Source organism: Halorhodospira sp. 9628, from assembly GCF_022228075.1.
GTDB classification, from domain to species: Bacteria; Pseudomonadota; Gammaproteobacteria; order Nitrococcales; family Halorhodospiraceae; genus Halorhodospira; species Halorhodospira halophila_A.
This window is the reverse complement of record NZ_JAJNRF010000003.1, coordinates 48999-71794: the sequence shown is the minus strand read 5'-3', so window position 1 is coordinate 71794 and position 22796 is coordinate 48999. Positions and strand designations below refer to the sequence as shown.

Here is a 22796-nt window from a genome sequence, read left to right as displayed (position 1 = left end):
AATACGCGGCCGGAATTGGCAGCGGAGACCCTTACCCGTGGAGCTGGATACCCTGACCGCACTCGCGCCGATCGATGGGCGCTACGCCGACAAGACCGACAGCCTGCGGCCGTTGCTCAGCGAGTACGGCTTGATTCGTCACCGAGTGGTGGTCGAGGTCCGCTGGCTGCAGGCCCTGGCTAACGAGCCGGGAATCGCCGAAGTCCCGCCGCTGTCGGCCGATGCCACCACCTTCCTGGAGGAGCTGCTAGCCGGTTTCGACACCGAGCAGGCGCGGCGAATCAAGGCGATCGAGGCGACCACCAACCACGACGTCAAGGCCGTCGAGTACTATCTCAAGGAGCGGCTCACCGCGCACGAAGAGCTCGCGCAGCGCGCCGAGTTTGTGCACTTCGCCTGCACCTCCGAGGACATCAACAACTTGGCCTGGGCGTGCATGCTCCGTGGTGCCCGCGACGAGGTCCTGCTGCCGGCGCTGGACGCCACCATCGAGCAGCTGCGCGAGCTCGCCCATACCCAGGCTGAGCAGCCCATGCTCTCGCGCACGCACGGTCAGACGGCCTCGCCCACAACGCTGGGCAAGGAGATCGCCAACGTGGTGCATCGGCTGCGCGAGCAGCGGCAGCGCTTGGCGGATGTCCAGCCGCTGGGCAAGATCAACGGCGCCGTGGGCAACTTCAACGCCCACCTGATCGCGTACCCGGAGGTGGACTGGCCTGCCCTGGGGCAGCGCTACGTCGAGGGTCTGGGGCTGGGGTGGAACCCTTATACCACGCAGATCGAGCCCCACGACTGGATCGCCGAGTTGTTCGATGCCATCAGCCGGGTCAATACCGTATTGCTGGATCTCAGCCGCGACGTGTGGGGGTATATCTCGCTCGGCTACTTCGGACAGCGGGTCGTTGCCGGCGAGGTCGGCTCCTCGACCATGCCCCACAAGGTCAATCCGATCGATTTCGAGAATGCCGAAGGGAACCTGGGGGTCTCGTCAGCGCTGCTTGAGCACCTGGCTCGCAAACTGCCCGTATCCCGTTGGCAGCGGGATCTGAGTGACTCCACGGCCCTGCGCACGGTGAGCCTGGGCATCGCCCACACACTCATTGCCCTGAAGTCCCTTGAGAAAGGTATCGGCAAGCTGGAGGCCAACCCCCACCGCCTCGACGACGACCTAGAGGCTGCCTGGGAGGTATTGGCCGAGGCGATCCAGACGGTGATGCGCCGCTACGGGGCCGAGGAACCGTATGAGCAGCTCAAGAAACTCACGCGTGGTCGCCGGATCGATGAGCACGCGGTCCGCACATTCATCGAGGGGCTCGACCTACCGGAGGAAGCCAAGGATCAGCTGCGCGGGCTAACCCCGCGAACCTACCTGGGCAATGCCGCGGCCCAGGCCCGCGCAGTGTAGCCGCTCGCCGCCTCTGCGCCGGGTGCGCCGGGCCCTTGCGGCCCGGCCCCGGGTGGGCCCGGTGACGTTGCTGCTCCGGGCGCTAGTCGGGATCCTCAGCGGACCAGAGATGGTCCGACCAGGCCCCCTCGGTCCACTCCTCGCGCAGACGACGGCGGTTGAGAGCCAGCCACTGTAGCGCAATCACCGGCATGGCGGCCCGATAATGGCCCTCTGCCACCTGTCCGATGGCCTCGTCGGCCGGGAGCACATGGGTCCAGATATCCTCGTGCTCCTCGTCGAGCCCGTGGACACCGCCGGCTTCACTGGTATCGCAGCGGGCACAGTAAAGCACGACCCGCTCCGTGCTGCCGCCGGGGCTGGGCAGGTAGTCCGCAATCGGGCGCAGGTCCTCAATGACCACGTTGGCCTCTTCCCGCGCCTCGCGGATGGCCACTGTGCGCGGATCTTCCCCAGGTTCCGCGATGCCGGCGATGGTCTCGGTGATCCAGGCGCCGCGATTGTCGTCGATGGCCCCGACCCGGAACTGCTCGACCAGGATGACCTCGTCGCGCTCGGGATCATAAGGCAGGACGCCAACGGCCAAGCCACGGACCAGACACTCCCGCGTCAACTCGGGCGTCATGCCGCCCTCAAACCTGGCGTGACGCAGACGGATCCGGTCCAAACGGAGGAACCCCTCATGGCAGGGGTCACGACCGAGGATCTCGAAACGGTGGGCCATTCCTTTACTCCCTCGATTCAGTCACGGTCGAAAACCGCGAAGCTCTCGACATGGGCGGTGTGCGGGAACATGTCCATAATACCCGCCGCCTTCAGCCGGAAGCCGTGCTCGGCGACAAGGATCCCGGCATCGCGGGCCAACGTTGCGGGGCCACAGGAGCAATAGACCACCCGGCTAGCGCCTGTGCCGGCAACCGCGGGAAGAACCTCCTGGGCACCAGAGCGTGGCGGGTCCAGCAGGACGGCGTCATAGTGTCCCGCCGCCTGTCGGGTGCCCTCCTCGCTGGCGAGATCGGCCACGGCGAAGGAGGCGTCCAGCCCGTTGGTGGCCGCATTCTCCTCGGCGCGGCGGACCAGTCCCGCCTCGCCCTCGATGCCGGTCACCGCGGCCCCTTCTCGCGCCAACGGCAGCGTGAAGTTGCCCACCCCGCAGAACAGGTCGAGGATGCGTCTGCCCGGCCGCGGCTGCAGCCATTCCAGAGCCTGCTCGACCATGGCCACGTTGATGGGGGCATTGACCTGCGTGAAGTCCGTGGGTAAGAACGCCACTTCGACATCGTAGGGCGGCAGGGCGTAGCTTAGGTCCAGCGCCGACTGCGGCGCCACCGGCGTCACCGTGGATTCATCCCCCGGCTGACGGAGGATGGCCAGGCCGGTGGCTGCGGCAAACTCACTCAGCCGATCCAGATCGCTGTCTGTGAGCGGCGCCAGGTGGCGCAGCACCAGCGCCGCGCGCGCGTCCCCGCAGGCTACCTCGATCTGGGGAATGCGGTCCGGGATCGACAGGGAGCCGACCAGACTGGCCAGGTCCTGCATGCGCTCACCCACCCGCGGGTCGAGCACCGGACAACTGTCCACCGGCGCCACGAGCGGGCTGTGCTTCTCGCGGAAGCCGACTAGCACCCCACCTTTCTTAGGCACGTGCTTGACGGCTAGCCTCGCCTTGCGCCGGTACCCCCAGACCGGCCCGGTCAGCGGTGCCAGACGCTGCTCCGGTTCGACACCACCGATGCGCTGTAGCTGCTCGAGCAGGACCCGTTCCTTGTGGGCGATCTGCGCCTCCGGGGGAAGATGCTGCAGCGCGCACCCGCCGCAGGTGCCGAAATGGTCACAATGCGGTGCGATCCGCTCGGCCGCCGGCTCGAGAATCTCGATCGCCGTCGCCTCGGCCCGTTGACGGCGCAGCTTGGTATACCGGTAGCGAACCCGCTCGCCCGGCAGGGCGAAATCGACGAAAACCGGCCGCCCCTGGGCATCGTGGGTGATCCCGCGCCCCTCGTGGGCCATGCCCTCGATACGGGCCTCCACCGGCTCGCGGGACATACGCCGTTTACGCCCCACGCCAGGCCTCCAGGAAGCTGCTCAGGTGGGGACGATCGGTGGCTTCCAACGCCGCAGCCACCCGGTCGGTCTCGCGCTGGTAGTCTTCGCGGTCCAGGGCGCCGCGGAAGTACTGGAAGCGCAGGTATAGCAAATAGGTATTGAGCACGTCGGTCTCGCAGTAGTTGCGCACCGCCTCGATCTCGCCCCGGGCGACGGCATCGGCTACCGCGCCGCCGGTCATGCCCATCTTGCCGGGCAGACCGCAGAGCGTGGCCACCTCGTCCAGCGGTGCGGCACCCCGCATCTGGAACGAGGAGAGGACGTCCATCAGATCGAGGTGGCGATCATGATAGCGGTTGAGGTAGTTGTTGAAACGGAAGGCTCGATCGTTGTCGCCCGTCTCCCAGTAACGCGGCGCACTGACCCCATTGATCAGAGCGCGATGGTGCAGCACGGGGATATCGAAGCCATTGCCGTTCCAGGAGACCAGATTGGGCACATAGCGATCGAGTCCCTCGAAGAAGCGTTCGAGGAGTATCTGCTCGCCATCCTCCGGGGTGCCCAGTGACCAGACGCGAAAACGGCCCTCGACCAGACCGGCCAGCGAAATGGCCACCACCCGGTGCAGGTGCAGTCGCGGGAACTCGTTTCCAGTCTCCTGGCGGCGTCGCGCCGCCATGGCCCGGGAGACATCCGTGTCCTCGAGGCCGTCCAGACCGTAGACGACCCGGCCGCCGGCCAGGTCGGGAACGGTCTCGATATCAAAGGCGAGCACGTTCATCGTTTCTCTCCCTGTCGATCAGCCGGTTACGAGGACCACGAAGGCAACGGCGTACTCCCGCTCGTCGCTGAGGCTCAGGGCTGCCTCATTCACCCGCAGGGCTGCGGCCCGCTCGGCGGCGGCGCCGTGGAAGCGCAGCGAGGGCTTGCCCCGGGCATCGTGGACCACCTCAAGATCGCGCAGCGTCACCCCATCGCTCAGCCCGGTGCCCAGGGCCTTGGAGGCAGCCTCCTTGGCAGCGAATCGGCGCGCCAGGAACGCCGCGGTACCGCCGGACTCTTGGAAGCCTTGCAGTTCGCCCGGCGCCAGAACACGCCGGGCGAGTCGCTCACCGTGGCGCTCCAGTGCACGCTCCAGTCGCACCACGGCCACAATGTCCGTACCAATGCCGGCAATCATGCCGCCGCCGACCGCATGAGCCGCTTCATCTCCGCCACGGCCGGCGCCAGCCCCTCGAAGACCGCGCGGGCGACAATGGCATGGCCGATGTTCAGTTCGGCCATGGCCGGGAGTGCCGCTACCGGCTCCACGTTATGGTAGTGCAGACCATGCCCGGCATTGACCTGCAGTCCGGCATCACGGGCCCGTAACGCCGCCGTCCGCAGGCGCTCGAGTTCGCGGCCCTGCGTAGCGGCATCCGGGGCATCGGCGTAAGCACCGGTGTGGAGTTCGATCACCGGGGCCCCGGCGGTCGCCGCGGCATCGATCTGGGCCGGATCGGGGTCGATGAACAGCGACACCCGGATGCCGGCCTCGCCCAGGCTGCGGCAAGCCTGCTCCAGGCGCTGCACATCCCCGGCAACGTCGAGGCCACCCTCGGTGGTCAACTCGGCGCGCCGTTCCGGCACCAGGCAGCAATCCGCCGGACCCAGCCGCGAGGCGATCCCGATCATCTCGTCGGTAACCGCCATTTCCAGGTTGACCCGGGTCTGCGTATGCCGCTGCAGCTCCTCCACGTCACGGTCCTGAATGTGCCGGCGATCCTCGCGCAGGTGGACCGTGATCGCATCCGCCCCTCCGCGCTCGGCCTCCGCCGCGGCGTGAAGGATGTCAGGGTAGCGTGTGCCGCGCGCCTGACGCAGCGTAGCCACATGATCGATATTGACACCGAGTTGAATTTGCCCCGTGGACATAGGTCTCCCAGAAAGCCGTCCCATCAACCGCGCAGCGATCGGAACATCTCGCGACTGCGCAACCGGCGCCCACCCAGATGTCGATGGAGCACCGCCCGCATCAGCCGCCGCGCCTCGCTGCGCACCGGTTCTTGCGACAAACCCTGCCCCTCCGTGGCTGCCAGTGCCAGCAGTGTAGCCCCCCGGACCTCCACGCCGCCCTCGCCCGTGCCCGCAGGCTCAGCGCCCCGCTCCGGGGTGTAGCGGTAGGCGGACTGCGGCACAACCGGCCGGCCGAGGACGTCCGTTTCCAGCTCCATGCCGTAGCCGCTCTCCTCCAGGAGCGCGAGCTCGAAGCGCCGCAGTGCGGGCTCCGCATCATCCCCAGCCAGACAATCGACGGCGATAGCGTAACGCTCCCAGGTCAGCGGGTGCGGGTCCTCCCGCCGGGTCAACGCCAGCAGGAGCTCAGCCATGTAAAACCCACACGCCAGCGCCCCACCACGCAACGCATAGCCGCGTCCGGCTTGCTCGACTTCGGTCAGGGTCTTGAGGTCGCCGCGGCCTTTCCAGACGACCTGAAGCGGGATAAAAGGCTCAAGCTGCCCGCTCCACCCCCGTCGCCGCACCCCGTTGGCAACTGCACCGATACGCCCGTGCTCGCGGCTGAACAGTTCGACCAGGGTGCTGCTCTCGCGGAAGGCTCGCCGATGAAGCACCCAGGCCGGCTGCCCCTGCGCGGTATCCATTCAATCCGTGTAACCGAGCTCGTCGAGCGCCCGCCGATCGTTCGTCCACTGCTCCTTGACCTTGGTCCAGAGCTCCAGGTGGACCCGTTCGCCGAGCATATTCTCCATCTGCAACCGGGCGCTGCGACCGATTTTCTTGAGTCGTTCGCCCCCGCGTCCGATCACGATGGGTTTCTGCCCCTCGGTCTCGACCCAGATGACCGCCGATAGCCGGGTCATACCCTCCTCGCGATGGAGCTGCTCGATCTGCACCGTGGTGGTGTAGGGAAGTTCGTCGCCGAGATTGAGCATGAGCTGTTCGCGGACTAACTCACCGAGGCGAAAGCCGAGGTCCCGGTCGGTGATCTGGTCGGCCGGGAACAGGGGTGGCCCCGCCGGAAGCTGCTGGATGATCTCCTGCTCGAGGGCATCGAGATTCTCTTTCCGGGTAGCCGATACCGGCACCAGCGCCGCGAATTCCCGTTGCGCGGCCAACCACTCCAGATGTGGTAAAAGCAGCCGTTTGTCCTGGACCCGGTCAACCTGATTCACCGCCGCAATGACAGGGGCGTCGACCTCGGTGAGGCGTTCCAGGACCCTCTGGTCGTCATCCTTCCACTCTGTTCCGCGGACGACGAAGACGACCACATCGATATCTTCCAGCGCGCTGTGGGCGGCCCGGTTGAGCTGGCGATTCAGGGCACGCTTGGCGGATTGGTGCATGCCCGGCGTATCGACCAGCACCGTCTGGGATCCGGGGCGATTGAGAACGCCCAGGATACGGTGCCGAGTGGTCTGTGGCTTGCGCGTGACGATGCTCACCTTCTCGCCGAGCAAGGCGTTGAGCAGCGTCGATTTACCGACATTGGGCCGACCGACCAGTGCGCACAGCCCGCTGTGCTCGAGCGTCGCAATCGCCTCGGTTGATCCATTACTCATGGCCGGAGCCTCCTCCTTCCGCCGACTCGGCGCCGATCTCGACGAGCATCGCCTCGGCGGCGCGCTGCTCGGCCTGCCTGCGGCTGCCGGCCTCACCGACCGTTTTCTGCTCGCTGTCGCTGAGTCGGCACTCGACCTGAAAGCGCTGATGGTGGGCTCGTCCGCGGACATCCAGCACCTGGTAGCCGGGCAGGGGACGGCGCGTCGACTGCAGAACCTCCTGCAGGCGAGTCTTGGGGTCCTTGAGCACCGCCTGCTCCGGCAAGCTCTCCAGTCGCGGACGATACAAGCCGATGATGACTTGCGACGCGGTCTCGAAGCCCGCGTCCAGGTAGACCGCGCCGAACACCGCCTCCAGGGCATCGGCCAGGATGGAGTCACGCCGGTGGCCGCCGCTCTTGAGTTCGCCGCCGCCCAGGCGAAGATGGTCACCCAGTTCTATGTCCCGCGCGATGGCCGCTAGGCTGGAGCGATTGACCAGGCTCGCGCGCAACCGCGACAGCGTACCCTCGCTATCGCCCGGGCGCCGGTGGAATACCTCGTGGGCGATGACGAAGTTCAGCACCGAGTCGCCCAGGAATTCCAGGCGTTCATTGTGGCGGCCGCCGGCACTGCGGTGCGTGACCGCCTCCTGGAGGCGGTCAAGTTCCCGGAACCGGTGATCGAGCCGCTGTTGCAGGCGTTCGAGATCGGACATGGGTTATTCGATCCGCTGGCCAATGCGATCCCAGGCGATCCCGCCCTCCTCGCTGTCCCAACTCATCCAGATCAGGAACGCGCGCCCGGCCAGGTAGTCGTCCGACACCGGGCCCCACATCCGGCTGTCGGCACTGCGATCCCGGTTATCCCCGACAGTGAAGTACTTACCCTCGGGGACCGTGTACGTGAAATCCGCCGACTGGGAAGCCGGATGGTGGAGGATGGTGTATTCGCGACCGGAGACCCGCTCCGTGCGCAGGACCGAGGGTTGGTCCGGGTCAGCGCCTGGGCCGGCGTAGCGCTCCTGCCCTTCCTGCTCCAGGCGCTCACCGTTAACGTAGAACGTCCGATCCTGATACCGAATCTCGTCCCCAGGCAGGCCGATGACTCGCTTGATGTAGTCCTGGCCCGGGTCAACGGGATAGCGGAACACGGCCACCTCGCCCCGCTCCGGCTCGCCATCCCCGAACAGGCGGCTGCGCAGGACGGGCAGACGGATGCCGTAGGAGGCCTTATTGACCAGGATGAAATCGCCGGCCTGCAGCGTGGGGAGCATCGAACCGGAGGGGATGCGGAACGGCTCGGCCACGAACGAGCGAACCAGCAACACGATCAGGATGATCGGAAAAAGCGAGCGCGGCAGATCGATATACCACGGGTCGCGGTCACGATCGATATTCTCGCGGTGACGCAGCCACCGATCCCAGCCCCACACCAGGCCGGTGAGCAGGGTCAGCACAACAAGGAGGATTTCAAAGTTCATGGGCGCCCACTAATCCTTTGAGTCATCGACCCGCAGCACGGCAAGGAAGGCATCCTGCGGGATCTCCACCTTGCCGACCTGCTTCATGCGCTTCTTGCCCTCCTTCTGTTTCTCGAGGAGCTTGCGCTTGCGGCTCGCATCCCCGCCGTAGCACTTGGCGGTGACGTTCTTGCGCATCGCCTTGACGGTGCTGCGTGCAATGATCTGCCCGCCAATGGCCGCCTGTATGGCCACCTCGAACATCTGCCTCGGGATGATCTCCTTGAGCCGCTCCACCAGGGCCCGGCCGCGGTGGTAGGAGTGATCCCGGTGGACGATATTCGACAGCGCATCCACGCGGTCGCCGTTGATCAGGACATCGAGCTTGACCAGATCGTCGGCCTGAAAACGCTTGAGTTCGTAATCGAAGGAAGCGAAACCACGCGTCGCCGACTTGAGGCGGTCGAAGAAATCGAGGACCACCTCGCTGAGCGGCATCTCGTAGACTAGCGAGATCTGCTGGCCAACGTACTGCATCTCTTTCTGGACGCCCCGCTTCTCCTCGCAGAGGGCGAGGACGTTGCCGACGTACTCCTGGGGCACCAGGATGCTTGCCTCGATGATCGGCTCCTGGATCTCCTCGATCTCCGCGTTCGGCGGCAGATTCGCCGGGTTGTCGATCTCCAGCTCCTGCCCGTCGCGGGTGATCACGTGGTGGACCACGGTCGGTGCGGTCGTGACCAGGTCCAGATCGTACTCCCGCTCGAGCCTCTCCTGGATGATCTCCATGTGGAGCATGCCAAGGAACCCCACGCGGAAACCGAAGCCCAGTGCCTGGGAGTTTTCGGGCTCGTAGTTCAATGCGGCGTCGTTGAGCCGTAGCTTGCCAAGGGCGGTGCGCAGCGCCTCGAAGTCGTCGGAGCTGGTGGGGAAGAGACCGGCGAATACACGCGGCTGGACCTGCTTGAAACCGGGCACCGGCGTTGCGGCTGGCTCCTGAGCGCGCGTGAGGGTGGCACCAACCGGCGCACCGTCGATGTCCTTGATGCCTGCGACCACATAGCCGACCTGCCCGGTACCGAGCCGGTCCTGCGGGGTGCGTTTAGGGGTGAAGATGCCCAGATCATCCACCTGAAATTCGCGGTCCGTGGCCATCACGCGGATCCGGTCCCCCTTGCGCAGTTCGCCGTCGAAGATCCGGGCCAGGCACACCACGCCGAGGTAGTTATCGAACCAGGAGTCCATGATTAAGGCCTTGAGCGGCGCGTCGGCCTGCCCCTTCGGCGGCGGCACCCGTTGGACCAGGGCCTCGAGCAGATCCTCGACCCCCTCACCGGTCTTGGCGCTGACCATCAGCGCCTCGGCCCCGTCCAGCCCAATGATTTCCTCGATCTGCTCGAGCACCTCCTCAGGCTCCGCCGACGGCAGGTCGATCTTGTTGAGCACCGGGATGATCTCCAGGTCCTGCTCGAGGGCCGTATAGCAGTTGGCGACGCTCTGGGCCTCGACCCCCTGGGAGGCATCGACCACCAGCAGTGCTCCCTCGCACGCGGCCAGCGAACGAGATACCTCGTAGGAGAAGTCCACGTGGCCCGGGGTATCGATGAAGTTCAGCTCGTAGACCTGCCCGTCCCGCGCGTGGTACTTCAGCGACACGCTCTGCGCCTTGATAGTGATGCCTCGTTCGCGCTCAAGGTCCATGGAATCCAGGACCTGGTCGCGGCTCTCGCGCTCGCTCAGCGTCCCGGCGACCTGAATGAATCGATCCGAGAGCGTGCTCTTGCCGTGATCGATGTGGGCGATGATCGAGAAGTTGCGGATATTCTCCATGCGTTGCTCGGTCCTGCCTTGTCGCCGGTTCCAACCAAAAAGAAAAGCGCCACCCGCGTGCGGGCGGCGCCCACATTCTACTCGTTTCGAGGCCTCAGGGCATTTGTAATGCCAGAAAACTCGGGTGTCCGTCACGGATCACCAGCACCGGCACGGTACTGCCGGGCTCCACGGCAGCCACGCCGTCGCTGAGGTCCTCCGCCGTGTGCACAGGCTCCCGATCGAAACTGACCAGCACGTCGCCCACCCGCAGCCCGGCCTCGGCGGCCGGCCCCTCTTCGACGCCGGTGATGAGCACTCCGCCCTCATCCTCCAGTTCCAACTCCTGCCGGGTGGCATCGTCCACGGGCTCCACCCGCAGCCCCAGGTCGGCACCGCCCTTGCGGTCCGCAGGGTCCTGCTTCCCGGGCGAGGCGGCGAGTTCGTCCTCGCCCGGCAGGGCAGCCACTTCGACCTCCACGGTCTTGGTCTCGCCATCACGAAGGATCAGCAGTTCGACCCTGCGCCCGATACTGGTCCGCCCGACCATGGGCGGCAAGGCGGCGGAATTCTCCACCACCTCGCCGTCGAACTCCAGAATGACGTCTCCGCTCTGAAGGCCGGCCTCAGCGGCGGGGCTGTCATCGAGCAGCTCCGAGACCAGGGCCCCACGGGGGCGCTCAAGGCCGAACCCCTCGGCCAGATCACGCGTCAGGTCCTGGATCAGGACCCCGAGCCACCCGCGCTGCACCTCCCCGGTCTCACGGAGCTGATCGGCGACGTCCATCGCCAGCTCGATGGGGATCGCGAATGACAGCCCCATGAAGCCGCCGGTACGGCTATAGATCTGCGAATTGATCCCGACAACCTCACCGTCGAGGTTGAACAGCGGCCCCCCGGAGTTCCCGGGGTTGATAGCCACATCAGTCTGGATGTAAGGCACATAGTTCCCGTGCGGCAGCGAACGGCCCTTGGCCGAGACGATCCCGGCGGTTACGGAGTGCTCGAATCCGAACGGCGAGCCGATGGCCAGGACCCACTCCCCGACCTCAAGTGCATCGGCGCTGCCCACCGAGACGGTGGGCAGCTCATCGTCGGTCTCAATCTCGACGACGGCCAAATCGGTGCGCTCGTCGGAGCCGATCACCTCCGCGTCGTGCTCGCGACCATCGGCGAGTCGGACGATGACCTCCTCCGCCCGGGCGACGACGTGTTGATTGGTCAGGATGACTCCGTCCTCGCTGATCAAAAACCCCGAACCGAGTGATTGCCCATCCTCGCCGAAGGGACCCGGGCCAGGCTGCTCACCGGGATCGGGGAGATGCAGCTCGTCACCATGGGGCGTCGAGACCTGGCGCGCCCCGGTGGCCGGCGGCGCCGGACCCTGTTGGGGCTCAATGCCTTCGGGCGGCATTCCCTCCGGGGTCGGCTGTGCTGGCGCCTCCTGCCGGGTACTGATGTTCACCACCGCCGCACTGTTATCGCGGACGAGCTCGGTGAAATCCGGCAGCTCGAGGGCAGCCGCCGGGACACTGATACCCAGCCCCAAACCGACAGCCAGTGCGATCCGCACTGACTTACGTTTCGCCATACCCATCGATCCTCACCCTGTTGCCCGGGGGCGCCTGGCCCGGTCCACTGTTCCCGAGATGTCTTAGCGTCGCTGCGTCCGAGTCGCGAAACGCTCGACGGTCTTGGCTGGTACGTCGCCGATCGCCGTGACTTGATAGCCATCGACGGGGCGTTCGTGGGCATGCAGCGCCCCGGCCCGCGCCCGCCCCTCATCACCTTCCGGCTCCGGGGCGATATAGACGGACACAGTGGCCAGGCCGTCGCTGAACAGCAAGTGCTCGATGGGATCCTGCCCTTGCTCCTCCGACGGTATCCGGCCGTGGGCAATCCGGGAGAACCCCGCGGGCACGTCGATCACTTCCCAATCCGGTTCGGGGCCGTCTGCGGTCTTTGTAGCCGGGCGGCGCTCAACCCGCTGCTGCGCCTCGCCGCTGGGGGCCAACTCCTCGGTGCCGATGTCCTCGCGGAGGCGGAAGCTGGTAAACAGCAGGCGCTCGATGACCCGGCGCCCGTCCAGCAGTTGGGCCTGGAGCGGCAGCCCGCTCTCTTCATCGACCCAGAGACGATGACCGTAGCGCAGCTGATCCAACGGCTCGATGGAGATCACCTGGACCGGGCGTCCGGCGACCCGCCCTTCCCCACCGATGCGGATACGATAGAGTTCATCGGAGATGCTGTCAGCCCTGGGCCACCCTTCGCCCAAGGCGGTCGCCACGCCACTGCCGCGCAGTCGATCCCCCTCGGGGACAGGTCCAGCCAGCAGGGCACCCTCGGGCGTACGCACCAGCTCCCGGTGGGCTCCGGTGAGCATCTCCAGACGCTGGTGGCGACCAGCCTCGTCGGCGCGGTGCACGATGCGCACGGTCTCCACGACGCCGGCCCGGGCGTAGACGAAGATCCCTTCGTAGGAGCGCTGATCGAGGGCCTCGACCATGCGGTTGAGCGCTTCGCGGCCATCATCGGCCGCGCGCTGGCCGCTGTCATCGGCCAGCGCGACCTGGCCGTGCGCGGCCCAGAGCAAACCGGCGCAGAGGAGCGCGCCGCGGAACCAGCCCCGATCAGGGATCCCCATGCTGCGGAACCCGTACCTGATGAAGCATGCTGCCGGGGTAGTCGGACTCGGCCTGCTCGGCGTGATCGATCATGAAGCGATGCAAACGGGACGGCATGGCGTCTGGCACCGGATCAAAGGACTGTTCGCGGGTGGTTCCCGCTGTGCCCCGGTCGCTGTCCGGCCAGGGCAGTCCGCCACTGTCGCCCAGGGTGACGGGACGAACCGTGGTGCCGCCTATGGATCGCTCACCGCCTGCCGGCGAGGCCACCTCGGTCGCCGGTTCGCCGCTGCCGGCCGTCGGCCCGGTGCCAGCATCGGGTGGCGCCCCACCCTGCCACCAGAGCACGGTCACCGCCGCCACACTAGCGGCGATCAGACCGCCGAACGCCGGACGGCGCCAATCCCGCGCTGCGGGCTGCCGAGCCGCGCCGCGCTGAACATGGTGGACTGGCTCATCGGCCAGCCCCGCGCGCACCCGCTCGACCAGATCGGTACTGGGCTGCGGCGGCAGGTTGCGCTGCAGCGCATCACGCATCAGATAGTAGCGCGCCACCTGCAGGCGGGCATCGGCGTCATGGTCCAGACGCCGCATCAGGAACGCCCGTTGCTCGCGTGGCAACTCGTCATCCACCAGCGCGGAGAGTTGCTCTGCGAGTCGGTCCCGATGTTCTTCTTCCGACATACCCTTATCCCCCGAAAGCCACCATGCCCTATGTCTCTTCGCCGGTCAGCGGCCGCAGTCGCTTGTCGATCGCCTCTCGGGCCCGGAAGATGCGCGAGCGTACCGTCCCCACCGGGCACTCCATGACCTGAGCGATCTCCTGATAGCTCAGACCCTCGAGTTCCCGCAGCGTGACCGCGGTACGCAACTCCTCCGGCAGCTCGGCGATGGCCTCGACCACCGTGCGCTCGACTTCGTCCCGATAGGCTTCGGCCTCCGGCGTATCCTGCTCGCGGAGCATGGTGTCGATGTCAAAACGCTCCGCGTCCTGCGCATCGACATCGGAGTCCGGTGGCCGGCGCCCTTGCGCAACCAGGTGGTTCTTGGCCGTGTTGACCCCGATCCGGTAGAGCCAGGTATAGAAGCTGCTCTCCCCCCGGAATCCGGGTATCGCCCGGTAGGCCTTGATAAAGGCCTCCTGAGCCACGTCCATCGCCTCCTGCGGATCGCGCACGTAACGCGAGATGAGCTTGACCAGCTTCTGCTGATAGCGCAGCACGAGGAGGTCAAAGGCCTGCTTATCACCGGCCTGGACACGCTCCACGAGCTCACGGTCCGACTCCTCGGAGCTCATCGCCACCGGCGCCCTCCTGTGTCGGTGCGCCGGTACTTGCTGCTGTAGACACTCCGCTGGGGCGTGAGTTCGCGCACGGCTCCGGGAATCTGACAATCGTGGGTGGGTGATTTGCCGCGGGTGGCGCGGCGTGCGAAGCTTTGCAGCCTATCCGATAGGCTGGCAAAAGCGCAACCAAATGGCGGAACCAAGAACGGCTTACGATGTCCTGGTGATCGGTAGCGGACTGGCCGGGCTGACCGTGGCCCTGCAGCTCCCCCGCGAGCTTCGCGTGGCGGTCCTCTCCAAGGGAACCCTGACCGAGGGAGCCACCCCCTACGCGCAGGGCGGAGTCTCGGCAGCGCTGGATGCGGCCGACTCAGTGGATGCCCATGTTGCCGACACCCTGGAAGCCGGAGCGGCCCTCAACGATTCGGATATTACGCGATTCGTGGCCGAGCGCGCACGCACGGCGATTGAATGGCTCGTCGACCAGGAAGTGCCCTTCTCGCGCATCACACCCGGGGCCGGCACCGACGGGTTGCATCTCCACCAGGAGGGCGGGCACAGCCACCGCCGTGTCGTACATGCCGAGGATGCCACCGGGGCGGCGATCTCAAGGAGCCTATCCGGGCTCGTAATCGAGCGGGACAATATCGATCTGCTCGAGGGCCGCTACGCGGTGGACCTGATCACCGGGGCGCGGCTCGGCGAGCCAGAGGACCGCTGCTATGGGGCCTACGTCTTCGACCAGGCCAGCGGTCGCGTAGAGTTGCTCAACGCACCCTATGTGGTGCTCGCCTGCGGCGGGGCCAGCAAGGTCTACCTCTACTCGACCAGCCCCTACGCCGCCACCGGTGACGGGATCGCCATGGCTTGGCGGGCCGGATGCCGGGTGGGTAACCTGGAGTTCAACCAGTTCCACCCGACCTGCCTGTACCACCCGCAGGAGCGCTCCTTCCTGATCAGTGAGGCGGTACGCGGCGAGGGTGGGCACCTGCTCCTACCCAGTGGCGAACGCTTCATGCAACGCTTCGACCCCCGCGGCGAACTCGCCCCCCGGGACGTAGTGGCAAGGGCGATCGACTACGAGATGAAACGTCTCGGCGCAGACTGCCTCTATCTGGACATCAGCCACCAGCCGGACTCGCTCATCGAGGAGCACTTCCCGACCATCCTGAGGCGCTGCCAGGAGCTGGGTATCGACATGCGCCGCGAGCCACTGCCCGTGGTGCCCGCCGCCCACTACACCTGTGGCGGGGTGATCGCCGACAGACGCGGGCAGACCGACGTCCCGGGGCTCTACGCCGTCGGCGAGACAGCCTGCAGCGGGCTGCACGGAGCCAACCGCCTCGCGAGCAACTCGCTGCTTGAGTGCCTAGTCTTCGGCGCGGAGGCCGCCCGCGACATTGCGGCCAAGGCGCAGCAGCCGATCCCGGCACCCGAACTCCCGCCTTGGGACGAGAGCCGGGTTACCGACTCCGACGAACAGGTCGTGGTCAGCCACAACTGGGCCGAGCTACGCCGAGCGATGTGGAACTATGTGGGGATCGTCCGCAGCGACCGCCGGCTCGAACGCGCGGCAAGGCGCATCGACCTGCTCTCCCGCGAGGTCCACGAGTACTACAGCAACTTCCGCATCAGCGGTGATCTGATCGAGCTGCGCAACCTCATCGAGGTAGCCAATCTCACGGTGCGCTGCGCCGGCCGGCGCCGGGAGAGCCGCGGTCTACACTACACCCTGGACTTTCCGGAGCGCGACGATGAACAGAGCTCCACCACCGTCCTGCGCCCACCAAAACCCCGGCCTTTCGGCCACTTGCGCTCTTTCCGCGAGCGATGACGCCCGCCGGCGGATCAATGGGCCGCGAGCGGGCCCAGACCCGCAGCCGCCGGTGGTGCTCAGTACCGAGCCGACCGCGCGGAATGAACAGATCGTAGCGCCGCCCATCCACGGTCCGGACGGTGAGCGCGACCAACCATGGGTGGGCGAAACGGCTGACCACCCGGGCGCCGCACCGGCGCCCGTCCCGCGACTGTAGGAAGATCCGCCCGTCGGGATGAAGATGACAGCGGCGCAGCCAGTGGAGACGGCGCTGGCTGCGCCAGGCGGCGATCAGCGCCGCGACCAGTCCGCCGCCCCAGAGCAAGAACAGCGCCACTGGCGGTGACCGCTCGGCAAGCACGAGCAGCCCCCCAACGGCCGCCGCCGCTAGGACAAGCAACCACGCGCTGCTAACGCGCGGGCGGAAACTCAGTGGTTCGGATAAGTTCGACAACCCGGTGCAGCTCCCCGTCCGTGGGTGATTGCCCGGCGATCAGCCAGTCCTGCAGGAAGTGGTCCTCAAGCCCGAGCAGCCGCTCGAAAGCCGCCTGGTCCTGCGCATCGAGATGCAGGAATTGATCGTCCAAGAAGCGCTCCAGGAGCAGGTCCAGCTCCTTGGTGCCGCGACGGCAGCGCCAGCGCAACCGCTTACGCACCGCCACGGCCTCTGCATGGTGCTCGACCGGCGTCACGTCTCACGCTCGGCGATGAGCCGCTTGATGGCACCGATCGCCTTGCCCGGATTCAGCCCCTTCGGGCAGGTCGCCGTGCAGTTCATGATGGTGTGGCACCGGTACAGCTTGAAGGAATCGTCGAGGTCGTCGAGGCGTTCCCCGGTGCCCTCATCACGGCTGTCGGCAATCCAACGATAAGCCTGAAGCAGCGCTGCCGGGCCCAGGTAGCGATCGCCGTTCCACCAGTAGCTCGGGCAGGAGGTCGAGCAGCAGGCGCATAGGATGCACTCGTAGAGCCCATCGAGGGCCTCGCGCTCCTCCTTCGACTGCAGGCGCTCCTTGTCCGGCGGTGTCGGGGTTTCGGTCTTGATCCACGGCTCCAGCGAGGCGTACTGGGCGTAGAAGTGATTCAGGTCGGGGACCAGGTCCTTGATCACGTCCGTGTGTGGCAGGGGGTAGACCTTCACGTCGCCCTTGATCTCATCCATGCCCTTGGTACACGCGAGCGTGTTGGTCCCGTCGATGTTCATCGCACAGGAGCCGCAGATCCCCTCCCGGCAGGAACGCCGGAAGGTGAGTGTCGGATCGACCTCGTCCTTGATCTTGATCAGCGCATCGAGAACCATCGGTCCGGCGCTGTCGGCGTCGATCTCGTAGGTATCCATGCGCGGGGTGGCGCCGCCCTCCGGGTCGTAACGATAGACCCGGATGCGCCGGATGTTCTCGCTCTTTTCCGCGTCGGGGGCACGGTAGGTGTAGCCCTTCCGGATGCGGGAGTTGGCGGGAAGCCTGAACTCTGCCATGTCTGTCTCCCTGGAGTCTTTAGTACACCCGGGCCTTGGGAGGGATCGCCTCCACGTCGTCGCTCAGGGTATGGAGATGGACGGGGCGGTAGTCGATGTCCACCGTACCGTCACTGCGCAGCGTCGCCAGCGTGTGCTTGAGCCAGTTCTCGTCATCACGCTCCGAGTAGTCCTCCCGGGCGTGGGCACCGCGGCTCTCCAAGCGGTTGCGCGCCGAATGGATGGTGGTCACCGCGCTGCCAAGGAGGTTCTCCAGCTCCAGCGTCTCGATCAGATCCGAGTTCCAGATCAGCGAACGGTCGGTTACCCCGACGTCGGCGAAGCCCCGGAAGACATCGTCCATCCGGTTGCAGCCCTGCTCCAACACATCACCCGTGCGGAAGACCGCGGCGTAGTTCTGCATGGTGTTCTGCATCTCGGCCCGCAGTTGCGCCGTCGGCTTGCTGCCATTGGCCCGACGCAGCCGATCCAGCCTTTGCAGCGCCAGATCCGGCGCCCCCTCTGGCAGGGGTGCATGGGGTTTGCCGCGGCCGCCGATGACTTCGGCGGCACGGTGGGCGGCGGCTCGGCCGAAGACCACCAGATCAAGCAGCGAGTTCGACCCGAGCCGGTTGGCGCCGTGCACCGAGACGCAGGCAGCTTCGCCGATGGCCATAAGCCCCGGAACCACCGCATCGGGGTCACCACCCTTGAGATGAACCACCTCACCCATGTGGTTGGTCGGGATCCCGCCCATGTTGTAGTGGACCGTGGGCAGGACCGGGATCGGCTCCTTGGTCACATCGACACCGGCAAAGATCTGGGCCGACTCGGCAATACCTGGCAGCCGTTCATGGATCACCTCCGGCCCGAGATGCTCCAGATGCAGGTGGATATGGTCGCCGTGCTCGCCGACCCCCCGCCCCTCGCGGATCTCGATGGTCATCGAGCGGGAGACCACGTCGCGCGAGGCCAGATCCTTGGCGTTCGGGGCGTAACGTTCCATGAACCGCTCGCCCTGGGCGTTGGTCAAGTAACCGCCCTCGCCCCGGACCCCCTCGGTGATCAGGCAGCCCGCGCCATAGATCCCGGTCGGGTGGAACTGCACGAACTCCATGTCCTGGAGCGGCAGACCGGCACGCAGGACCATGCCGTTGCCATCCCCGGTGCAGGTGTGGGCCGAGGTGCAGGAGAAGTAGCTCCGCCCGTAGCCGCCAGTGGCCAGCACCACCTGATGGGCCCGGAAGATATGCACCGTGCCGGTCTCCATGTCGAGCGTGACCACGCCCCGGCAAACCCCGTTGTCCATCATCAGGTCGATGGCGAAGTGTTCGATGTAGAACTCCGCCTTGTGCTTGAGCGCCTGCTGGTAGAGCGTGTGCAGGATGGCATGCCCGGTTCGGTCCGCGGCCGCGCAGGTCCGCTGGGCCGTTCCCTCACCGAAGTGGGTGGTCATGCCGCCGAACGGGCGCTGATAGATCTTGCCGTCCTCGGTGCGCGAGAAGGGCACGCCGTAGTGCTCCAGCTCCACGATGGCCGGCACCGCCTCGCGGCACATGTATTCGATGGCGTCCTGGTCACCCAGCCAGTCCGACCCCTTGATGGTGTCGTACATATGCCAGCGCCAGTCGTCCTCGCCCATGTTGCCGAGCGCCGCCGAGACGCCGCCCTGGGCCGCCACGGTGTGGCTGCGCGTGGGGAACACCTTGGTGACACAGGCGGTGTTCAGCCCCTGTTCGGCCATGCCGAAGGTCGCCCGGAGCCCGGCCCCACCGGCACCGACAACGACGACATCGTACTGGTGTTCGACCGTCTTGATCGGTTCTGTCATCTGCGCCTCAGCCCCCCAGAACGATTTGGATGACCGCCAGGATCCCGGCGACGGCCACCAGGAAACATGCGAAGTAGACGGCGAGGTTGCCGAACCACTTCAGCCCCTCGAGGTGGACGTAGTCCTCGATGACCACCTGAACGCCGAGCGCCCCGTGATAGAACAACATGATGATCGCGGCGATCAGCAGCGTCGCGTTGAACGGGTTCGCCACCCACGCCCGGGCCGCCTCGAAATCGGCGCCGGCCTGCAGGGCCAGGCCGATCCCCAGCCACATCATCAGCGGAACCAGCACCACCGCGGTCAGGCGCTGATGCCACCAGTGGTGGAAGCCGTTCTTGGCCGAGCCGAGGCCGCGGGCCCGGGAGACGGCGGTCTCGTACTTACGCATGATCAAAACTCCCCTGCGTAGGCGATCACCCAGACCAGGGCGGTCAACAGGACGCTCGCGGCGAGCACCATGTAACCGCCGCGATAGACCGCCTTGAGCTCGAAGGCGCGCACGGTGTCCCAAACCAGGTGCCGAACGCCATTGCAAAGGTGGTAGGCCAGGCTGAACGTGATACCCAGCAGCACCAGCTGCCCGAACCAGTGGCCGAGCACCCGCGTCAGCAGTTCGTAGTATTCGGGTCCGGCGGCCAAGGCCATCACCCAGGCGACCAGCAGGACCGCAGCCATGGTGACGAACACCCCGGTGCCGCGGTGGAGCACCGAGAGCAGCGAGGTCAACTGCGGCCGGTAGATGGTCAGGTGCGGAGAGAGCGGACGATTCGGATTTCTCATGGATTTTTGCTCCGCTGAGCCGAGTCAGAACCTGCGGCGCACGATAAGAGTGAGGAAACGGGACGATAAGCTATATTGCGGACAATCGTAATGCAAGCATTAACAAATGGGAATACTGATGCTGACGGAAGATTAACATTCTGCCCCGGTCTAAGGCTGGCTGCCCCGGCGATGATCACCCACAATGAATACGATGTCAGTATACGGATCCCGCCCCTAGAGTGGCACGAGATGCAGCAAGCCGCCGATGCAGCAAGCCACCGAGGAGAGGTTATGCGAGAAGAGTTCCCGACCGTACCGGTAGATGCGCCCGAAGACGGCGCCGGTGCCTCTCAGCCGGAGTGCCTCGAGACCGGCACCGGCTACAGCGTGGTGGCGGTTACCGGCGAGGAAGCCGGGGATTTCTTGCAACGCATCCTGACCGCGGACATCCCGGCTGCAGACGACGCACGCAGCGTGCTGGCCGGGTTGTGCACGCCCAAGGGGCGGCTGCTTGCCCTGGCGCGAGTCATCCCCTGGGACGACGGCTACCGGCTCGTCCTCCCGGAGGACACCGCGGCCGAGACCGTCGCCCGGCTGCAGATGTATGTACTGCGCTCGAGGGTGACGGTGCACGCCCCCGACATGCAGTGGCGCCTGCTCCGGGCGGCCGGCCCGACCGCCCGGAGCCTGCTGGCCCGATGGAGTGAGCGCCCTATGCCAGAGGCCGAAGGCGTTGTGCGCAGCGGCGAGGTGGCGATCATCCGGCTACCCGGTGCGCCGGAGCGCTACTGGGTGGTCGGACCGGCGGCCCCGGTGGCCGCGGTAGAGGGCGTGCTTGCCGAACACCTGCCGCCGACCGACGAAGAGACCTGGCGGGCGTTGGAAATCCTTGCCGGACAGCCCGAGATCCGCGCCCCGGGCCGGGAACTGTTCATCCCGCAGATGGTGAATCTCGATCGCCTTGGTGGCGTGAGCTTCAGCAAGGGATGCTTCCCGGGGCAGGAGGTGGTGGCGCGGGCGCACTACCGCGGCAAGGTCAAGCAGCGCATGTTCCGCGCCCGGGGCACCGGAGATGCGCCGGCGGACGGCAGCGAGGTCCGTGATGCCGACAACCAGCTGGCCGGCCACGTCGTCTGCGCAGCGGGTGCGCCGCAGGGGTTCACGGCCCTCGTTTCGCTGCGCGAGGCACAGCTGGCCGGCCCCGCATCGCTGAGCGTGAACGGACAGCCGTTGCACCTCCGCGAGGCCGGCACCTGAACCGCCGCCCTACGACTCCGGGCGCATGGCGGGGAATAGAAGGACGTCGCGGATCGAATCGCAGTCAGCGAGCAGCATGACCAGGCGGTCGATCCCGATGCCCTCCCCGGCAGTCGGCGGCAGCCCGTACTCCAGGGCACGGATATAGTCGCCGTCGTAGTGCATCGCCTCCTGATCCCCGGCATCCCGCTCCGCCGCCTGGGCACGGAAGCGATCCGCTTGGTCCTCGGCGTCGTTAAGCTCCGAGAAACCGTTGGCGATCTCGCGACCACCGACGATCAACTCAAAACGCTCAGTGTAGAAGGGTTCGTCGTCCCGCGGGCGAGCCAAGGGGGATACCTCCTTGGGGTAATCGGTTACAAAGACCGGGCCGTGGAGCCGAGGCTCAGCCGTCTCCTCGAACAGGGCCGCCTGGATCCTGCCCAGCCCGTCGCCGGAGCTCACCTCGATCCCGCGCGCCTCGGCCGCCCGGGCCGCCTGCTCGCGATCCGCGAGTTCCTCGGCCGTGAGGTCAGGATTGTACCGAAGGACCGCTTCAATCAGAGAGATACGCTCGAATGTTGAAGTGAAATCATAAGTCTCGCCCTGCCAGGTTACCTGTCCGCTTCCGAGCGCCTGTTCAGCCAGATGCCGGAGCATTTCCTCGGTAAGGTCCATCAGGTCGTGGTAGTCGGCAAAGGCCTGATAGAACTCCAGCATGGTGAATTCCGGGTTGTGGCGGGTCGAAACCCCCTCGTTCCGGAAGTTTCGGTTGACTTCGTAGACACGCTCGAAGCCCCCCACGACGAGCCGCTTGAGGTAGAGCTCCGGCGCGATGCGCAGATAGAGATCCCGGCCGAGGGCGTTGTGGTGGGTCACGAAAGGTCGCGCCGCGGCTCCGCCGGGGATCGGCTGCATCATCGGTGTCTCCACCTCCATGAAACCGCGGCCATCCAGGAAACGGCGCAGGGCAGCGAGTACGCGGGTGCGCAGGGCAAAGACGCGCCGACTCTCCTGGTTGACGATTAGATCCAGGTAGCGCTGGCGATAGCGGATCTCGTGATCGGTCAGCCCGTGCCACTTCTCCGGCAGCGGCCGCAGCGATTTCGTTAGGAGCCGGACCTGATCGCAATGGATGGAAAGCTCCCCCTTGTTCGTCCGGAACACCGTCCCGGTCGCGCCGACGATATCGCCCACGTCCCAGCTCTTGAACGCGGCGTAGACCCCCTCGGGCAGGTCATCCCGGCGCAGATAGAGCTGGATCCGCCCCGAGCTGTCCTGGAGCTGCGCGAAGCTCGCCTTGCCCATGACCCGTTTGGCCATCGTGCGCCCGCCGACCGTGACTCGAGCGCCCTCCTGCTCCAGGGCCTCCTCGTCCAGCGGGCCGTAGCGCTCGTGAAGGTCGGCGGCCAGCGCGTCACGGCGGAAATCGTTGGGGAAGGCTTGGCCCGCATCGCGCAGACCCTGCAGCTTCTCGCGGCGCTGGGCGATGAGCTTGTTCTCGTCGCTTTCGGACATCCGT

At 66.4% G+C, this 22796-nt stretch carries 23 protein-coding genes and 1 pseudogene; 3 read left to right on the top strand and 21 right to left on the bottom strand.

Annotated elements, in window-relative coordinates:
- The first annotated feature begins 37 nt into the window (after nt 1-37).
- On the top strand, nt 38-1405 hold the full coding sequence (gene purB, locus LRG10_RS04685; RefSeq protein WP_238634803.1) for an adenylosuccinate lyase: 1368 nt from the start codon (nt 38-40) through the stop codon (nt 1403-1405).
- A gap of 82 nt (nt 1406-1487) precedes the next feature.
- Here purB and LRG10_RS04680 read toward each other — a convergent pair whose 3' ends face one another.
- From LRG10_RS04680 to rpoE, 14 genes are all read right to left on the bottom strand, one after another.
- On the bottom strand, nt 1488-2129 hold the full coding sequence (locus LRG10_RS04680; protein WP_201167246.1) for an NUDIX domain-containing protein: 642 nt from the start codon (nt 2127-2129) through the stop codon (nt 1488-1490).
- 17 nt (nt 2130-2146) lie between these two features.
- Complete coding sequence (gene rlmD / locus LRG10_RS04675; protein WP_201167250.1) at nt 2147-3451, bottom strand: 23S rRNA (uracil(1939)-C(5))-methyltransferase RlmD; 1305 nt, start codon at nt 3449-3451, stop codon at nt 2147-2149.
- Between the two features lie 7 nt (nt 3452-3458).
- The gene (locus LRG10_RS04670; protein WP_201167252.1) at nt 3459-4232 is read right to left on the bottom strand and encodes a 3'-5' exonuclease; all 774 of its coding nucleotides are present in this window, start codon (nt 4230-4232) and stop codon (nt 3459-3461) included.
- Between the two features lie 18 nt (nt 4233-4250).
- The gene (acpS, locus tag LRG10_RS04665; protein WP_201167254.1) at nt 4251-4631 is read right to left on the bottom strand and encodes a holo-ACP synthase; all 381 of its coding nucleotides are present in this window, start codon (nt 4629-4631) and stop codon (nt 4251-4253) included.
- Nucleotides 4628-5365 carry a pyridoxine 5'-phosphate synthase gene (gene pdxJ, locus LRG10_RS04660; protein WP_201167256.1) on the bottom strand — a complete coding sequence of 246 codons (738 nt, stop codon included), beginning with the start codon at nt 5363-5365 and terminating at the stop codon, nt 4628-4630. Before pdxJ ends, acpS begins: the two co-directional genes overlap by 4 nt.
- Nucleotides 5366-5388: 23 nt before the next feature.
- The gene (gene recO, locus LRG10_RS04655; RefSeq protein WP_201167258.1) at nt 5389-6093 is read right to left on the bottom strand and encodes a DNA repair protein RecO; all 705 of its coding nucleotides are present in this window, start codon (nt 6091-6093) and stop codon (nt 5389-5391) included.
- Nucleotides 6094-7011, bottom strand: coding sequence for a GTPase Era (gene era / locus LRG10_RS04650; RefSeq protein ID WP_201167260.1), 918 nt, complete (start codon nt 7009-7011; stop codon nt 6094-6096). It lies immediately after the preceding gene.
- Nucleotides 7004-7708: a ribonuclease III gene (rnc, locus tag LRG10_RS04645; RefSeq protein WP_201167262.1), complete on the bottom strand. Its 705-nt coding sequence runs from the start codon at nt 7706-7708 to the stop codon at nt 7004-7006. Before rnc ends, era begins: the two co-directional genes overlap by 8 nt.
- Before the next feature lie 3 nt (nt 7709-7711).
- Complete coding sequence (gene lepB / locus LRG10_RS04640) at nt 7712-8473, bottom strand: signal peptidase I (protein WP_201167263.1); 762 nt, start codon at nt 8471-8473, stop codon at nt 7712-7714.
- 9 nt (nt 8474-8482) lie between these two features.
- A complete protein-coding gene (gene lepA, locus LRG10_RS04635; protein WP_201167266.1) occupies nt 8483-10282 on the bottom strand; it encodes a translation elongation factor 4 in 1800 nt (599 codons plus the stop codon).
- 94 nt (nt 10283-10376) lie between these two features.
- Entirely contained in the window at nt 10377-11852 is a 1476-nt protein-coding gene (locus LRG10_RS04630; protein ID WP_238634801.1) for a DegQ family serine endoprotease, read from the bottom strand.
- A 63-nt stretch (nt 11853-11915) separates the two neighbouring features.
- A complete protein-coding gene (locus LRG10_RS04625; protein ID WP_201167271.1) occupies nt 11916-12905 on the bottom strand; it encodes a MucB/RseB C-terminal domain-containing protein in 990 nt (329 codons plus the stop codon).
- Nucleotides 12892-13569 carry a sigma-E factor negative regulatory protein gene (locus tag LRG10_RS04620; protein WP_201167274.1) on the bottom strand — a complete coding sequence of 226 codons (678 nt, stop codon included), beginning with the start codon at nt 13567-13569 and terminating at the stop codon, nt 12892-12894. The genes LRG10_RS04625 and LRG10_RS04620 overlap by 14 nt, the downstream gene beginning before the upstream one ends.
- A 28-nt stretch (nt 13570-13597) precedes the next feature.
- Nucleotides 13598-14182 carry an RNA polymerase sigma factor RpoE gene (rpoE, locus tag LRG10_RS04615; protein ID WP_201167424.1) on the bottom strand — a complete coding sequence of 195 codons (585 nt, stop codon included), beginning with the start codon at nt 14180-14182 and terminating at the stop codon, nt 13598-13600.
- Nucleotides 14183-14360: 178 nt separating this feature from the next.
- Here rpoE and nadB point away from each other — a divergent pair, with 178 nt between their 5' ends.
- Nucleotides 14361-16004 carry an L-aspartate oxidase gene (gene nadB / locus LRG10_RS04610; RefSeq protein ID WP_201242537.1) on the top strand — a complete coding sequence of 548 codons (1644 nt, stop codon included), beginning with the start codon at nt 14361-14363 and terminating at the stop codon, nt 16002-16004.
- An 82-nt stretch (nt 16005-16086) separates the two neighbouring features.
- Here the strand turns inward: nadB and LRG10_RS13230 are convergent.
- The 6 genes and pseudogenes from LRG10_RS13230 to sdhC form a co-directional block, all read right to left on the bottom strand.
- Nucleotides 16087-16347, bottom strand: a pseudogene (locus LRG10_RS13230) (hypothetical protein); the annotation flags it as partial.
- A gap of 49 nt (nt 16348-16396) precedes the next feature.
- The gene (locus tag LRG10_RS04605) at nt 16397-16678 is read right to left on the bottom strand and encodes a succinate dehydrogenase assembly factor 2 (protein WP_238632575.1); all 282 of its coding nucleotides are present in this window, start codon (nt 16676-16678) and stop codon (nt 16397-16399) included.
- The gene (locus tag LRG10_RS04600; protein ID WP_201167280.1) at nt 16675-17463 is read right to left on the bottom strand and encodes a succinate dehydrogenase iron-sulfur subunit; all 789 of its coding nucleotides are present in this window, start codon (nt 17461-17463) and stop codon (nt 16675-16677) included. Before LRG10_RS04600 ends, LRG10_RS04605 begins: the two co-directional genes overlap by 4 nt.
- 19 nt (nt 17464-17482) lie before the next feature.
- A complete protein-coding gene (gene sdhA / locus LRG10_RS04595) occupies nt 17483-19273 on the bottom strand; it encodes a succinate dehydrogenase flavoprotein subunit (RefSeq protein WP_201167283.1) in 1791 nt (596 codons plus the stop codon).
- 7 nt (nt 19274-19280) lie between these two features.
- A complete protein-coding gene (sdhD, locus tag LRG10_RS04590) occupies nt 19281-19664 on the bottom strand; it encodes a succinate dehydrogenase, hydrophobic membrane anchor protein (protein ID WP_201167285.1) in 384 nt (127 codons plus the stop codon).
- A gap of 2 nt (nt 19665-19666) precedes the next feature.
- A complete protein-coding gene (sdhC, locus tag LRG10_RS04585) occupies nt 19667-20056 on the bottom strand; it encodes a succinate dehydrogenase, cytochrome b556 subunit (RefSeq protein ID WP_201167287.1) in 390 nt (129 codons plus the stop codon).
- A gap of 273 nt (nt 20057-20329) precedes the next feature.
- Between sdhC and LRG10_RS04580 the strand changes: the two genes are divergently transcribed.
- On the top strand, nt 20330-21295 hold the full coding sequence (locus LRG10_RS04580; protein WP_201167290.1) for a folate-binding protein YgfZ: 966 nt from the start codon (nt 20330-20332) through the stop codon (nt 21293-21295).
- 9 nt (nt 21296-21304) lie between these two features.
- Here LRG10_RS04580 and lysS read toward each other — a convergent pair whose 3' ends face one another.
- Nucleotides 21305-22792, bottom strand: coding sequence for a lysine--tRNA ligase (lysS, locus tag LRG10_RS04575; RefSeq protein WP_238634800.1), 1488 nt, complete (start codon nt 22790-22792; stop codon nt 21305-21307).
- Nucleotides 22793-22796: the final 4 nt, after the last annotated feature.